Genomic DNA, 14,425 nt, shown 5'->3' with positions numbered 1-14,425 from the left:
TTATTCACCGTTCACTATCCTAAATCATTATAACGGAATAGATGCGGTCTATAAAGAATTGCCTTGAACTCATTTACGCATCATTGAGAACAAAAAAATATGCGACGAGAATGCCGGTCAGCATCTCATCGCAAACGAGTAAATGATGGTTTCCTAAATCAAGATCAAACATCTTAACTTAAGGTTAACTGCAACAGAAGGTGTGTTAAAGCTTACTAGATCATAATAGCACCAATGAGCAGATTTTTTATAATTTATGTCATATAATCTAACATGACTTTTTTGCTCTATTAAGCACTAGGCGCTTTATACCCGTTGCTTGTTGCAAGATCTGACAAAACCATTATGCAAATGGCGCACTCATTTCTTTGGCACGAACAATTGCATGATGGACGCAGTCGATTACGGCTTGCTTCACCGACTGGTTGTCCAGCGTGTCGATGCCGGCTTGTGTGGTTCCTCCAGGTGTCGCTACAGCTTTCAACAGATCAGATGCCGATTTACCCGACTGATTCAGCAGGTGCGAGGCGCCAAGCAAAGTTTGTATTACAAGCTGAGCAGCAGATTCTTCAGAAATGCCTTCGCGAACCCCGGCCTCTTGCATCGCTTGAGCCAGATAGTATAAATAAGCAGGACCACTGCCTGATAATCCTGCGATGACGTCAATTTCACGTTCTTTAACGACCGTAACAGTGCCGACTGTTTCAAATAATGTCTTGGCTAATTCAAGTTGCGCGCCTGATACGGACGCACCTGCGGCTATTCCTGTTGCCGATAATCCGATGGATGCAGATGTATTCGGCATGGCACGGACAACCGCAAGGTCAATGCCTGACGCAGATTGAATAAATGCAGTCGGCACGCCGACCATCAATGAAATAATAAGCTGATCCGGACGCAGGAATGCTTTCATTTCCTCAACGGCATTACGAGTATCTGCAGGCCTGAATGCGAAGATGACAATATCCGCATTTTTCAAAGCCAACTCTTTGCTTTGTGTCGTATGAACATGAAATTCATGTTCCAATTGAGCGAGACGTTCCTTGTTTGAATGATTGTTCATCCAGACATGATCCGCAGAAATAAATTTTTTATCCAAAAAGCCCTTTACTAAGGATTCCGCAAGTTCGCCGGAACCGATAAACGCGATTTTTTCAACCAATGGTTTGCTCATCCTCTCAAGCAGTCCGTCTCTTTTATTGAGAGCTGCTGCAGAAAATATCCACGGTTATCATATCATTAATAGATCTTACCTGCCAGAGATGCCTTTAGATGTCTGAAGCATTGCCGGTTTACTCTGACGCTTCTTCTTAAACCGTAGTTTGTTGTTCAGAAACTGTTTCATCACCTTATGCAGTCTTGTGAATTGAACCATGCGGGCGGTGTACCTGGACCAATAAGTGAGAAGCACAAGAACAATAATCATCACTTGAGGTGAGGACAAGGTGAAATCCATAATGCCATAAAGAATGATTGTCGGCAGTGAAAAAAGAAACAGTGTTGCAGAATAATTTGTTTTTGCGCTTATTCTTTGTGACGTATAGAGATGATAGGCGCTGATCAGTATGACAGCAATAAAGAACAGACCGCAAAAGATGCCGGACGATGAGAGAATTGACAGAAACAGATCGTGAGCATGCGGTATCATTTCACCATTAAGTGCGGCGTAATCCCTGCCGAATCCCAATGTTGTTGCGCCGAAGAACGGATTCTGCTGAAAAATATGCCAGCTGTTCCCCCAAATTTCAATACGCTTCGCCATTGATGATTCCGTACCTCCGGATCGCGGCATGAGCTGGTAAATAAATGGAGCACTGATTAGTGTCATCGCAGCAATTGGAATGAAGATGCGCATACTCAGTTTGTAAAGGAACAGCAGGTGGAGCATCAGCATAATCATAAAGCCGGCGCGTGACCCTGTTTCATAGATTCCGATGTCAAGCATAGGCATAATCAAAAGAGACAGTACAATGAGTTGTTTATTCTTTACTTGTATCGCGCGCAGGAGTTCAACAGATAGGAATGCAAGCGCGAGAATCAGGAGATAACACGCGTAATTCGGATTAAATGTTGATCCGAACAGACGTGGTATACCCTTATAGCCAAATAAGAAGTGGCCGGTCATAAAAGATGCTGCCGTACCGATCATTGAATCATTAGGAATCAAGTTGAGCAGCTTTTCCGAGAAAAAGATATAGACACCACCCCAAATGGTGATCCAAACAAATTGTCTTATATGAAGATGTTCAGGATGACGAAGCCAAAAAAGATAGATTCCAAGATATCCGGTCAAAATAAGCGTGGAAAGAAGGTCGGTTATTTGCCAATTGATCAGAACGGATCCAATGGACGCCATAGCCATTAAAGCGAGCAGCGGACTAATGAGATCAGTAGGCAGCGCGAGTTTTTTCATAATCTGAGCACGCCATTCCATGACGGCACAACCGATAAACCAAGCCATTCCGATTGGGGGGAGTACATATAACAAAATAAAACCTAGAATCATGGGTTGTTGTTTGACTTTATCAAGTCCGTTCATCATAAATTCGTCCTCCGAATTGTGTTTTCGTTTTCTCTGCCTCATTACTTATACTTTAAATGAGGCACGCATATGAAGTTTGTGGGGAAATTTATATATTTGTGAGATAATCATGTAAGGGCTATCAAAAATATTCATGGATCAGTTATAATGAGGATATTTAAAGAATGAGTAGGAGGGAAACAATGAAACTCGCGACAATAGGAACAAGCAAAATCACACAGCAATTCTTGAAATCGGTTAAAAAGACAGGGAAATTTGATTATATTGGCGCCTATTCCAGAACAAAAGAAAAAGCAAAACAGTTCTCTGAGGAGTACGGGGGGACGCTTTGGTTTACCTCATTAGAAGAGCTCGCCGGCAGCAAAGAGGTGGATGTCGTGTATTGCGCCTCTCCGAACGGTTTGCATTTTAAACAGGTGCTCATTTTACTTCAAGGCGGCAAGCATGTCATTTGTGAAAAACCGATATTTGCCACGATTAAAGAGTTTGACACGGCTGTTAAAGTCGCTGATGAGCATCATGCCTATTTATTTGAAGCCATTCGAAATATCCAGACGCCTGTATTTAAAAAATTGAAGCAAGAGCTTCCGCGGGCGGGACAACTCCGATCCGCTGAACTGAAGCTCATTCAATATTCTTCTCGTTACGACAAATTCCTGGAAGGTGAGATCACAAATATATTTTCACCGAAATTTGCTGCGGGTGCTCTGCAAGATATTGGTGTGTATCCAACCTACGCGGCTATCGCTTTGTTCGGCGAACCGGAGCAAGCAGTCTATTATCCGGTGAAACTTTCTAACGGTATTGACGGCAGCGGGACCTTGGTTCTCACCTATCCGGGTTTTGTCTGCACCATACTCTGTTCCAAAATCGCACATTCGGACGCTCCATCTGAAATTCACGGTGAAAAGGGAACGTTCCGAATCAATAATTCATCAGATATTGCTCGACTCGAATGGATCGACGCTCACGAAAAAGTCGTTCATCCGATTGCTGAGCATTTTGAAGAGGACGATAAAATCTACGAAATCAGCAATTTTGCGGATATACTTGAGCAGGATGACAAGGCGGAGTACCTGCGTCTGCGCGCGCTCAGTCGACTAGTTGTGAAAACGATGGAAACGGCAAGGGTCAGAAGCGGCATTTTATTTCCAAACGATCACGAGTGAATCCGTTCTTCAGTCCGGAGTTGATTCAGCCTTAAGACTGATCCCACCAATCCAAGCAACTAATAAACTAGATGTATAATGAAGCGGTTGTTTCGGAAGGCGGGATGAAGATGCAACATGTAATGGAAAAAACAATTGATATGGATGGAATTAACCGACTGATTGTAAATACGACCTCCTCAGATGTTGAACTGATTCAGACCGAAGAGGACGTTCTGAAAGCGCAGGTTTGGGCAACTGAGAAGGAAGATGGTGTTAAGCCGGTTGAGCTGGAACTAAATAAAAAAGGTGATGCGCTGGAAATCCGTATTGTTCGAAGACGCCAAGATTGGCTGACCAGTCTCAAAGCACTTGGATCATGGAATATGAAAGTCGTCTTTGAACTGCCGACAAGGCTTTACAATGATATTGTTGTCGACGGCAGTTCGAGTGACCTCAGCGTACGCCAATTGCTGACAAACCGGTTGCGCGCATCGTGCCATTCGGGGGATATTGAACTGGAAACCTGCGCGGTGAATCAGGAATTGAATTTAGCGACATCGAGCGGTGATATAAATGTTCGCGATACCCTCATAAAAGGGGAGTTAACCACGCATGCGACGAGCGGAGATATTCGCCTGGATCAGTTGACTGCTGATGAGATGAGGATAGAGTCACATTCCGGCGACATCACCGTGAATGATTTTCGCGGGGATCTCGATGCATCGGCAAGTTCAGGAGACATCGAGCTGAGCAGCGATAAGCTTGCCGGGAATGTGAGGCTGGAATCCAGCAGCGGCGACATCAATGTCTCATTCCGAGAGGAGCCGGATTCCGTTACTATGGATTACCAGGGTTCTTCAGGCGACGGATCGGTGCGTATTAAGGATATGCTCTTTGAAGAAAAAAGCGATCACCGAATCATCGGAAAAAAAGGAGACGGCAGATACACCGTCAAAGTACGGACAAGTTCCGGAGACTTCAAGTTCCGATAAATGCGTAAGAAAATGATCCGACAAGCGCTCCTATGCGCAGTTGGTCATTTTTTATGAGTAAAAATACTCAACCGGACAGTCAAAACTTCGCTAACCTGCTAAATAAATCATTAACCTGTTGAAAACTTCGCTAACCTGCTAAATAAACCATTAACCTGTTGAAAACTTCGCTAACCTGCTAAATAAATCATTAACCTGTTGAAAGCGGAGCTCACCTGCTAAATAAATCATTAACCTGTTGAATACGGAGCTAACCTGCTAAATAAATCATTAACCTGTTGAATACGGAGCTCACCTGCTAGATAAATGGCTAACCTGTTGAATACGGAGCTCACCTGCTAAATAAATCATTAACCTGTTGAATACGGAGCTCACCTGCTAAATAAACGGCTAACCTGTTGAATACAGAGCTCACCTGCTAAATAAATCATTAACCTGTTGAAAGCGGAGCTCACCTGCTAAATAAACGGCTAACCTGTTGAATACAGAGCTAACCTGCTAAATAAATCATTAGCCTGTTGAATACAGAGCTCACCTGCTAAATAAATGGCTAACCTGTTGAATACAGAGCTCACCTGCTAAATAAATGGCTAACCTGTTGAAAACGGAGCTCACCTGCTAGATAAATGGCTAACCTGTTGAAAACGGAGCTCACCTGCTAAATAAATGACTAACCTGTTGAATGAGGGAATAATCCATGATATGCCACCGCATTGCGATGGGTCTGCTCCAGATGATTTTTCAACGTTTTGCCCAAAATCAGCATTTATCTTTAAAGCAAATAATTCAAGAAAAGCAGGAAACACCTGAGTTACAGAATGAATTACTAATTTCTTAACACCCTAAAACTTTTCACTCTCCAGTACTCAATAAAGAATAAACAAAAATTGATCAACTATATTGCATTAATCAGTAGTGTGCATTATTCTATACATAAGGAATGAATGAGTAGATCGCAATATCATTTGAACACCTATTGAATAATAATCAGTAGTGATCAATAAATACATTTAATAGGAAAGGATGAATCACGTGAATGTTCAATTTAAAAAAGGTGTTCTGGAACTTTGCGTACTTGTGCTTATCGATACCAAAGACCAGTACGGCTACGAACTTGCTCAGAACATTTCAGAGAAAATTGAAGTGGCTGAAGGTACACTTTATCCGCTGCTTCGGCGTCTGACGAAGGAAGGCTATTTGTCAACATACCTTGGCGAGTCAACCGAAGGACCGCCAAGAAAATATTACTCCATTACACCAGAAGGGGAGCAGTATATGAATGCATTAATTAACGAGTGGAAACAATTTTCCAAAGCGGTTGATCAATTTATTAAGGAGGGAGCGGGACATGGTGAAGAATGAATTTTTTCGTAAACTGAACCACTTGCTGAGAGAACTCCCTAAAAAAGAGCGCAATGAAATACTAGCGGATTTTGAAGAACATTTCACGATTGGATTTAATGAAGGAAAAACAGAGGAAGAAATCATTCAAGAACTTGGCGATCCCAAAGATATTGCTAATGCGGAACTTGCCGATTATTATGCCACGAACCCGGCGAGGCAGGGTGGGGTAACATCAGCAACGCGCTCACTGCTGCTCGCTATAGTCCTGATTTTTTTTAATTTAGTTGTGGTTGCGGGACCTGCTTTCGGTATTTTCTTCGGATTTATTGGTCTATGGTTTGGTGCCATTTGTATGGTGATCAGTCCGCTGCTTTCGCTTTTATCCTATTTTCAGTCAGGTTTTGATGCCTTTCTATTCACCTTCTTCGTATCGCTTGCTTGCTGCGGCGTAGGTTTACTGCTCAGTATCGCATTAGTCTACATCGGAAAATTTCTTTGGTATGTATGTGCCGGTTATATCCGTTTTACTATAGATCTCATTACAGGGAGGAAGCGATCATGAAAAAAATTATCTATGTTGCCCTGGCACTCATTCTTATCGGCGCCATTGGTGGACTGATTGTTTTTCAAACAACCGATCTTTTTCAAACGAGCAAAACCAACACACAAACAAAAACCGCATCGGTCAATGGAATAAAGAAAATAAATGTTGACGTATCTTCACTGGATGTTGAAATAAAGAAAACAAATCGTGATCAATTGTCCGCCGAGGTGAAGGGCTGGGGAAATAAGCAGATGATCCAAGGGGTTAAGCTTGCGATCAATAGGGAAGGCGATACGCTTCATGTGACTGCAGAGCGAAATCAATCGTTTTTCACCTTCACGATTGGCTGGACCAAGCTGATCATCGAGGTTCCGGAGCAGGAGTATAACCGATTTACTGCTGATGTGGGCTCAGGAGATCTTTCTATTGAAGACCTACAGGCAGGACATTTGTCTTTAACTTCCGGCTCCGGAGATGTCACTGCTATAAATAATAAGTCCAGAGGGAATTTTATCGTTCAGACGTCCAGTGGCGATATTAATATGCAGCATAATCAAGTCCAGAACGAAGCCCGTGTCTCTGCAAACAGTGGAGATCTTGACTTGTCCGATTTGACTGCCAAGTCCTCACGACTTGAAACGGCCTCCGGAGATATTGATGTTCAAAGGTACAGCGGATCACTGAGTGCACAAGCGAATTCAGGTGACATAGATATTGAAAGTAACCAATTGTCCGGAGATATTGATGCGCAAGCAGCGAGCGGTGATATCGATATTAATTTTGTGCAGGATCCAGATTCATTGTCCGTTAATTATCGTGGCGGTTCCGGAGAAGGCACAGTTAATCTGGACGGATTCCTCTATAAAGATAAAACAGATCACCTCATCATCGGACAAAAAGGCGACGGCAAATACAAAATTAGAGTGAGAACAAATTCCGGAGACTTTCGTTTGCAATGATTGATAAAGAATAAAAAACGATTCGCTGATTGAAAATCAGGCGGATCGTTTTTCTTTACAGCTAAGGTGCATAGTTTCTTCAACATGGGACACACTGTCCTTTGAGAGTTCTGAATAAAACGAAGGATGGATAATCTTCATGGAGCAGCAACACACGAATTTATCAGAGAGTACTTCATCCTTGTGGCATGACACCGTTCATCTGCCGACGTTTCGTCCGCTAAAAGAAAATCGCACGACAAACACGCTGGTAGTCGGTGCCGGGATCACAGGAATCACGGCAGCGTATATGCTTGCAAAAAGCGGGGTTCCGGTCATGTTGATGGACGCGAGCACAATTGCGAGCGGCACGAGCGGTTACACGACGGCAAAAATTACAGCTCAGCATGGATTGATCTACGACCATTTGATTCGTACACTTGGCGAGGAAAAAGCCGCACTTTATTATCAGGCGAATAAAGAGGCACTTCACTGGATGGGAAATCATGTGAACGAGCGCGGCTTCCAGTGCGACTACGAAATTCATCCGGCAGTTGTCTACGCGACAACGGATCAAGAGGCGAAGAACATCGAGAAGGAGAAGCTTGCCTATGATCATCTGGGTATTTTGGGGAAGCTGACCCATTCAATTGAGTTGCCTATTGAAGTTAAGAATGCGCTTATTATGCCTGGTCAAGCACAATTTCACCCACTGATGTATCTGCACGAACTGCTTGCAGATCTTGTAAACATGAATGTACCGATTTTTGAAGAAACACTTGCAGTAGATATCAAAGACAAAGAGTCTGAACCGTTAGTGATGACAAAACAGGGATTTGGCGTCCGTTGTCAGAATGTGCTGATCTGCTCCCACTTTCCTTTTTACGACAATCGCTTCTACTTTTCCAGAATGTTTCCCGAGCGTTCCTATTTAATTGCTTGTGAAACAGAGGGCAAAGTTCCGGATGGTATGTACCTCAGCGCCGGCACGCCGAAACGCTCCATTCGCGGACTGCGGCTCAATCACAAGAACTTCCTTTTAATTGGTGGTGAAAATCACAAAACCGGACGCGGTGAACCGATGGACGTTCACTATCAGAAGCTCGTTGACTTTGCGCGTGAGCAATTTGGTGAAGAGAAAATTAAGGCGCATTGGTCAGCACAGGATTTTACGACATTGGATCAGGTTCCATACATAGGAAGGCTTGCAAATAACAATTCACGTGTTTTGGTTGCCGCCGGATTTCATAAGTGGGGAATGACCACAGGTACCGTAGCCGCTCAACTGATGACTGATCTCGTCCTTGAACGCGCAAATCCCTATGTGGACTTGTTCAGTCCCGCCCGCTTTGAGGCAGCTCCTATGCTTGCCAGCTTTCTCGTTGAAAATATGAAAACGGCGGGCAATCTGATTAAAGGAAAACTAAGCAAAACCGAGCCATTAGAAGAGCAACTGCAAAACGACCATGGCGCAATCGCGTCGATTCACGGACGAAAAGTTGGTGCTTATCGCAATAAGGACGGACACTTGACTGTGGTTGATGCCACTTGCCCGCACATGGGGTGCGAAGTAAACTGGAATCAAGGCGAACGGACGTGGGATTGTCCCTGTCACGGCTCGCGCTTCACAGCCAATGGAGAGGTGCTCGACGGTCCGGCAAAGGAATCTTTATCATTAATTTTTTCAGAGTCTGATCATCAAAATAAGCAACAGCAAACGTCAAATAAACGGGAGTGTTAACTATGGGCATTATCGAAATTATGGCAGAAGAAAAAATTCAGGAAGGTTTGAAATCCGGCGCATTCGATCATCTTCCGGGCAAGGGCAAGCCGCTTGTTCTTGAAGATCTGTCATCAGTACCTAAGGAACTGCGCGCAGGCTACAAAATGATGAAAAATGCAGGCACGCTGCCTGAAGAGCTGCAGATAAAAAAAGACATCGTTACGTTGAATGATTTACTTAATTGCTGCGAAGATGAAAAAGAGCGCGCGCGACTGACGAAACAACTGCGATTTAAGCAATTGAAATTTAATCAGTTAATGGAAAAACGCTCCATTGCACACACATCAACCTTTCAAAGTTATCGTTCACGGATTTTCAATCGCCTCCATCTTTTCTGATTCGTTATTTGTTTTTCCAAATGTTGAGAAGCGGTCCCTGATTTCCATATACCGGATCTTGCTTCGGTTTGCCAACATGGCTAATATTATCTTTTAAAGCCTTCGTTTCCTTTGTTTGAATATCGTAGTCTTGTCCATTCGGATACCCGCCGGCAATAGAGAAATCGCTGCTTGATGATAAGCGCTTATGCCCAGTTCCCGCCGGAAGCACGACAACGTCGCCTGCGGACACTTTGAAATTGTTGCCTTTCTGTCCGCCAAGTCTAAGTGTCGCGTGTCCGGAGATGACCCCGAGTACTTCATGAGATGTGCTGTGAAAGTGATGGTAAGGAAAGACACCGTCTACCCAATTATTGCCCCAATTGTTCTTCTCAAATGTTTTCAAAATCTGCCCGGTCCGTCCTTTGAACGCGCCAGGATAAATCAGAACCTGGAAATAGGGATTGTTCGGAATTATTCCGTCATCCTTAAAGGTAACTGTTTGTACTTTGGCAAACTTATTTTTGCTCGTTGATTGCTGCTCGGACATTTGAGAGACTTCTGCTGTCTGAGTATCTGCTGACGAATGACCGTTTTCCGAAGCAGATTGTCCCCCGCATGCAGCAAGCACCAATAGTGGCGCCACCCCTGCTGCTCGAAACCATCTCCGCATGTAACGAACCTCCTCAAATTGAATTTACTACTCAGTATAGCACTCGGAATATTCTGATCATAGTAATCTGCTTCGCTGCTGACGCGCGATACGTGAAGTAGATTTCATTGAAATAAATCAAACCTACTAAATAAAATCGATCTTCTGCCGATAAATAATTTGAGGCAACAGGTCGATTATTGTTAAAGCCTGCCGGCTGATGTATAGTTAAATTAACCTAATATTTTAAAGATAAATCTTTTTTCTAAAGGGCAAAACTACTGAAAAGTAGTGACGCAAAGTCACAGATCTAAAGCGAGCAATCGCTAGGATGGCTGGACCGCCGTATTTGATAGTCAAACGTAAATGAGGGGAGATTTTTTATTATGCGTATTTTTAAGAATTTGTTAGTAGGCTTATTGATTGTTGTACTGTCCCTGTCCACAGCCTCAATATCAGCCGCTGATCAATCGAAATCGGCCGCCGGTTCAAATAAACAATCCCAACCGATCGTTCAACAGAATGAGAAGATTACGAGCGGTGTTGAAGCGAAATCGGTGAAGAAGCACGCAAAGAAAAAAGCGAAAAAGCCTGTAGTTAAGAAGCGTATAAAAAAGAGTGTTAAGAAAAAAGCGGTAAAAAAAGCAAAAAAATCGGTTAAGAAGAAAAAAGCAGTTAAAAAAGTTAAAAAAGCAGTCAAAAAGGCTAAAGTAGTCAAAAAGAAAGCTGTACATAAGGCTGTTAAAAAAACTCCTGTTAAAAAAGCACCTGCAAAAGCTCCTGTTCAGGCACAGACACCTGCACCTCAACCCGCAGCTTCCGGTCAGTATAATGGATCCGTAGAACAGCAGATTGTGAATCTAGTAAATAATGTACGCGCGCAGAACGGATTGCAGGCACTTCAAGTCAAACCGGAACTTCAGAATTTTGCACGGCAATGGAGTCAGCAGCAATTTAGCAATGGCGCAATGAGCCACGGAATGATGAATTTTTCGCGGAACACGGTAGCCGGACAAAACGTAGCCTATGCTAAAGGCGATGTAAACTATTTCGGATGGGATCAGATTTGGAGCGCACAGGCAACGATGGACGGCTGGATGAATTCCCCGGGCCATCGAGCGAATATCCTGAAGCCTGAGTATAAATATATTGGTGTCGGCGTCGTTTATGGTCAAAAGAACGGCAGCTCAGAGGGATGGGCATTCTTCACGCAAGACTTCTCAGACTAATTCTATGAAACTAGATAAGAGGTGTGGATAGTATCCACACCTCTTTTTCGAATGCTTTACACCTTTGCTGTGTATATTTTTACGGCATCGTGAAGCATTTTTGCCGCGCCTTTAGCGATATTACTCTCATAGTAGCTTGTGAACCGTGAGTCATCAACATACATCTGCGTGAGACCGGCATGTGCTTCTTTGGAATAAGTCCCCCTTGGCCAGAAATAGCACAGCCACTGACGATGCAAGTCCGCTGCTTTCTGAGCAGGGCTGCTCGCGGGATCGTTAAGATTGAGCGCTTCTTGCAGGTTCTGGAACATCTCATTCTGAATAGCCATGGATGCTTCATAGTCATCCTTACTCAGATTGGCAAATTGTTTGTTTGCTTTTTCTATTACATCTTCGCCATATTTTTTACGGATCTCTTTGCCATACTTTTTCTCGTTTTGATCTAATTTCTCTTTTTTGAAGCCTTCGAATTTCTCGTGATCAGTCATGATTGTCTCTCCCTTTTGCGAAGCGAGCGTTTTTTCAACGGTCGCGATCAGCCGTTCAAGGCGCTCTTTCTCCGCATTTAATTTCTTGTGTTGTTCAGTGAGGGCACCCAAAAGGTTGAAATCCGGCGAGGACAGCATCTCATGAATTTCCTTTAAACTGAACCTGAGTTCTCGAAAAAAGAGAATCTGCTGAAGCAGGTCAACCTGCTTCGCCCCGTATACTCGGTAGCCGGACGCATTGATAAATTCAGGTTTAAGCAAGCTGATTTTGTCGTAGTAACGCAGCGTACGCGTGCTTACCCCTGCCAAGTCACTGAGCTTCTTTATTGAATAATTCATTGAACTCCCTCCTGACAATTTCTACTTTACACCGTGACGTTGCGTCAATCTCAAGGGATTTTTAAGAAAAACTTTGCAGCTAATTACTGAGTGATGAACCGTATAAATTTAATCATAGTTTTGTCAGCGTGGGCATGAGGTGGTAGACTAGGAGAAGTTTTAATGACCGTGTCAGTATTGCGACCTTGATTTTATAAACGCAAATTGAGTCGATAGTCCGTATACATTCATTTGTTTAGTTGATCGGAGTGGTTGGTTTGTTCAGCAATTCGTTTCTGCAATTAAATACAATTTTTATTAGTATTATTATCGAAGCTGTCCCTTTTATCATTATTGGTGTGTTTATTTCAGCAATTATTCAAATGTTTGTTACCGATACGCTCGTTGCTCGAATTGTGCCCAAGAATCGGGTGGGGTCCGTGATGTTCGGCACATGTATGGGTGCTCTATTTCCCGCATGCGAATGCGGCATTGTGCCGATTACCGAACGTTTGGTCAAAAAGAACGTACCCTTGCACGCGGCGATAGCGTTTATGCTGGCGGGACCGATCATTAATCCGGTTGTGCTCTTTGCTACATATATAGCCTTCGGCAGCAGCTGGCAGATGGTGTTTTATCGTGCGGGACTTGCCATCGCCGTTTCCATCACGGTAGGTATTCTGATTTCTTATCTTTTTCCGGAGAACCAGTTGAGAGAATTTGTAACAAAGAAAGTGGCGCATTACCATAATCATCATCAGGAGGAGAAGATGGCGCCGCACACCATTACCTTTTTGGACAAGTTCAAAGGGACGATGGATCACGCCATTGATGAATTTTTTTCCGTTGGTAAATATCTCGTCTTCGGTGCTTTTATTGCAGCCGCGATGCAGACCTATATTAAGCAAAGTGTGCTGCTCTCGTTCGCTAATACGCCGTTTACCGCAATTCTTGTCATGATGGTTCTCGCTTTCATTATGTCGATATGTTCTGAAGCTGACGCATTTGTTGCCTCGTCATTTCGCAGTACCTTTCCGCCGGGACCACTGACCGCATTTCTCGTCTTTGGCGCGATGGTTGATATTAAGAATCTAATTATGATGCTCTCAACATTTAAAAAGAAATTTGTCGCCGGGTTAATCGCACTTATTTTTATCTGCGTATTTGCCGGGGCGCTGTTGATTTAAGGAGGGGTCAGCCATGCTTCGCTTTTTAATCTTATTTGGATTCGCTTATCTTTTTCTGCATCTGCACCTTACCGGTGACATCAGTAAATACATTAATATGCGCTATGGTTATCTATCCTTTGCGATGATTTTTGTGATTGGTTTTATGGCCATCTATCAGCTTGTGAAATGGAATGGTGAAGGCAATAAGGCACATGTCGATGTGGAACAAAAGATCTTTGGTCATGATCATAGTCATGAGAACAATACGTGGTGGAAAAAAATAGTCACTTATACGTTGGTCATTTTTCCACTTGTCACCGGATTGTTCCTGCCAATTGCGACACTTGATTCAACGATTGTGCGTGCAAAGGGGTTTCATTTTGCTGAAATTGACAATGACAAGGATCAGTACGCAAACCACCAGATCCTGAAACCAGATACAAGCCAATATTACGAGAGCAGCACCTATAAAGAAATGTTGAAATCGGATATGGAGAAATACAGCAAACCGGATCGACTGTATCTAAATGACGACAATTTTCTGCGCGCGCTTGAGGCTGTGTACAATTATCCGGGAAACTTCTCAAATAAACAAGTTTCCATCATGGGTTTTGTCTATCATGGTGATTCACTCGAAAAAAATCAATTATTCTTATTTCGATTCGGCATCATTCACTGTATTGCCGATGCCGGGGTTTTTGGCTTGATGGTTCAATTCCCAAAGAATGTCGACTATAAGGATGATACATGGGTCCGTGCCGAGGGGAAACTGGCCGAAACGTATTATCAACCGTTTAAGCAGACCATTCCGGTGGTAAAGGTAACCAAATGGCATCAGATTGAGAAACCCAAATCACCTTACGCTTACCGTAAGTATTGACCGAATTATGGATGCGAAGCAGATCATTTGATCATGCAGCACATGAATGCCTATAATAATACCTGTGAACTTGGAATT

At 43.3% G+C, this 14,425-nt stretch carries 14 protein-coding genes and 1 riboswitch; of the genes, 10 read left to right on the top strand and 4 right to left on the bottom strand.

What is annotated here, in order from left to right; all coding sequences use genetic code 11:
• Positions 1-343 precede the first annotated feature (343 nt).
• Both proC and ABWW58_RS08665 read right to left on the bottom strand, forming a co-directional pair.
• A complete protein-coding gene (gene proC, locus ABWW58_RS08670; protein ID WP_353868751.1) occupies positions 344-1,162 on the bottom strand; it encodes a pyrroline-5-carboxylate reductase in 819 nt (272 codons plus the stop codon).
• 87 nt (positions 1,163-1,249) lie between these two features.
• On the bottom strand, positions 1,250-2,542 hold the full coding sequence (locus ABWW58_RS08665) for an O-antigen ligase family protein (protein WP_353868750.1): 1,293 nt from the start codon (positions 2,540-2,542) through the stop codon (positions 1,250-1,252).
• A 182-nt stretch (positions 2,543-2,724) separates the two neighbouring features.
• On the opposite strand from ABWW58_RS08665, the gene ABWW58_RS08660 reads away from it, so the two are divergent.
• The 7 genes from ABWW58_RS08660 to ABWW58_RS08630 all read left to right on the top strand — a co-directional run bounded on the left by ABWW58_RS08660 (position 2,725) and on the right by ABWW58_RS08630 (position 9,632).
• Entirely contained in the window at positions 2,725-3,711 is a 987-nt protein-coding gene (locus ABWW58_RS08660) for a Gfo/Idh/MocA family protein (protein ID WP_353868749.1), read from the top strand.
• Positions 3,712-3,821: 110 nt separating this feature from the next.
• The gene (locus ABWW58_RS08655) at positions 3,822-4,685 is read left to right on the top strand and encodes a DUF4097 family beta strand repeat-containing protein (protein WP_353868748.1); all 864 of its coding nucleotides are present in this window, start codon (positions 3,822-3,824) and stop codon (positions 4,683-4,685) included.
• A 1,032-nt stretch (positions 4,686-5,717) separates the two neighbouring features.
• Positions 5,718-6,047, top strand: a complete 330-nt coding sequence (locus ABWW58_RS08650; RefSeq protein WP_353868747.1) for a PadR family transcriptional regulator — start codon at positions 5,718-5,720, stop codon at positions 6,045-6,047.
• Positions 6,034-6,591: an HAAS signaling domain-containing protein gene (locus ABWW58_RS08645; RefSeq protein ID WP_353868746.1), complete on the top strand. Its 558-nt coding sequence runs from the start codon at positions 6,034-6,036 to the stop codon at positions 6,589-6,591. Before ABWW58_RS08650 ends, ABWW58_RS08645 begins: the two co-directional genes overlap by 14 nt.
• Positions 6,588-7,532 carry a DUF4097 family beta strand repeat-containing protein gene (locus ABWW58_RS08640; protein ID WP_353868745.1) on the top strand — a complete coding sequence of 315 codons (945 nt, stop codon included), beginning with the start codon at positions 6,588-6,590 and terminating at the stop codon, positions 7,530-7,532. The genes ABWW58_RS08645 and ABWW58_RS08640 overlap by 4 nt, the downstream gene beginning before the upstream one ends.
• Before the next feature lie 139 nt (positions 7,533-7,671).
• Complete coding sequence (locus tag ABWW58_RS08635) at positions 7,672-9,252, top strand: FAD-dependent oxidoreductase (RefSeq protein WP_353868744.1); 1,581 nt, start codon at positions 7,672-7,674, stop codon at positions 9,250-9,252.
• 2 nt (positions 9,253-9,254) lie between these two features.
• Positions 9,255-9,632 carry a DnaJ family domain-containing protein gene (locus tag ABWW58_RS08630; protein ID WP_353868743.1) on the top strand — a complete coding sequence of 126 codons (378 nt, stop codon included), beginning with the start codon at positions 9,255-9,257 and terminating at the stop codon, positions 9,630-9,632.
• Between the two features lie 4 nt (positions 9,633-9,636).
• Here the strand turns inward: ABWW58_RS08630 and ABWW58_RS08625 are convergent, their stop codons facing one another.
• Complete coding sequence (locus ABWW58_RS08625) at positions 9,637-10,284, bottom strand: cupin domain-containing protein (RefSeq protein WP_353868742.1); 648 nt, start codon at positions 10,282-10,284, stop codon at positions 9,637-9,639.
• A 240-nt stretch (positions 10,285-10,524) separates the two neighbouring features.
• Positions 10,525-10,611, top strand: a riboswitch (cyclic di-GMP riboswitch).
• 38 nt (positions 10,612-10,649) lie between these two features.
• Between ABWW58_RS08625 and ABWW58_RS08620 the strand changes: the two genes are divergently transcribed.
• Positions 10,650-11,492: a CAP domain-containing protein gene (locus ABWW58_RS08620; RefSeq protein ID WP_353868741.1), complete on the top strand. Its 843-nt coding sequence runs from the start codon at positions 10,650-10,652 to the stop codon at positions 11,490-11,492.
• Positions 11,493-11,548: 56 nt separating this feature from the next.
• Here the strand turns inward: ABWW58_RS08620 and ABWW58_RS08615 are convergent, their stop codons facing one another.
• Entirely contained in the window at positions 11,549-12,319 is a 771-nt protein-coding gene (locus tag ABWW58_RS08615) for a MerR family transcriptional regulator (protein WP_353868740.1), read from the bottom strand.
• Positions 12,320-12,576: 257 nt separating this feature from the next.
• Here ABWW58_RS08615 and ABWW58_RS08610 point away from each other — a divergent pair, with 257 nt between their 5' ends.
• Positions 12,577-13,485 (top strand): permease, encoded by a 909-nt coding sequence (locus tag ABWW58_RS08610; protein ID WP_353868739.1) that lies wholly within the window; start codon positions 12,577-12,579, stop codon positions 13,483-13,485.
• A 13-nt stretch (positions 13,486-13,498) separates the two neighbouring features.
• Complete coding sequence (locus ABWW58_RS08605; protein ID WP_353868738.1) at positions 13,499-14,347, top strand: TIGR03943 family putative permease subunit; 849 nt, start codon at positions 13,499-13,501, stop codon at positions 14,345-14,347.
• Positions 14,348-14,425 lie beyond the last annotated feature (78 nt).

The organism is Sporolactobacillus caesalpiniae, from assembly GCF_040513385.1.
Lineage (GTDB): Bacteria > Bacillota > Bacilli > Bacillales > Sporolactobacillaceae > Sporolactobacillus.
Note: the sequence above shows the minus strand (reverse complement) of the source record. Positions and strands in the feature narration are given on the sequence as shown.

Excerpts from the sequence above, each read along its gene's own strand:
- ABWW58_RS08665 (WP_353868750.1), bottom strand. The coding sequence starts at position 2,542 with ATGATGAACGGACTTGATAAAGTCAAACAACAACCCATGATTCTAGGT.
- ABWW58_RS08660 (WP_353868749.1), top strand. The coding sequence starts at position 2,725 with ATGAAACTCGCGACAATAGGAACAAGCAAAATCACACAGCAATTCTTG.
- ABWW58_RS08655 (WP_353868748.1), top strand. The coding sequence starts at position 3,822 with ATGCAACATGTAATGGAAAAAACAATTGATATGGATGGAATTAACCGA.
- ABWW58_RS08645 (WP_353868746.1), top strand. The coding sequence starts at position 6,034 with ATGGTGAAGAATGAATTTTTTCGTAAACTGAACCACTTGCTGAGAGAA.
- ABWW58_RS08640 (WP_353868745.1), top strand. The coding sequence starts at position 6,588 with ATGAAAAAAATTATCTATGTTGCCCTGGCACTCATTCTTATCGGCGCC.
- ABWW58_RS08635 (WP_353868744.1), top strand. The coding sequence starts at position 7,672 with ATGGAGCAGCAACACACGAATTTATCAGAGAGTACTTCATCCTTGTGG.
- ABWW58_RS08630 (WP_353868743.1), top strand. The coding sequence starts at position 9,255 with ATGGGCATTATCGAAATTATGGCAGAAGAAAAAATTCAGGAAGGTTTG.
- ABWW58_RS08625 (WP_353868742.1), bottom strand. The coding sequence starts at position 10,284 with ATGCGGAGATGGTTTCGAGCAGCAGGGGTGGCGCCACTATTGGTGCTT.
- ABWW58_RS08620 (WP_353868741.1), top strand. The coding sequence starts at position 10,650 with ATGCGTATTTTTAAGAATTTGTTAGTAGGCTTATTGATTGTTGTACTG.
- ABWW58_RS08615 (WP_353868740.1), bottom strand. The coding sequence starts at position 12,319 with ATGAATTATTCAATAAAGAAGCTCAGTGACTTGGCAGGGGTAAGCACG.
- ABWW58_RS08605 (WP_353868738.1), top strand. The coding sequence starts at position 13,499 with ATGCTTCGCTTTTTAATCTTATTTGGATTCGCTTATCTTTTTCTGCAT.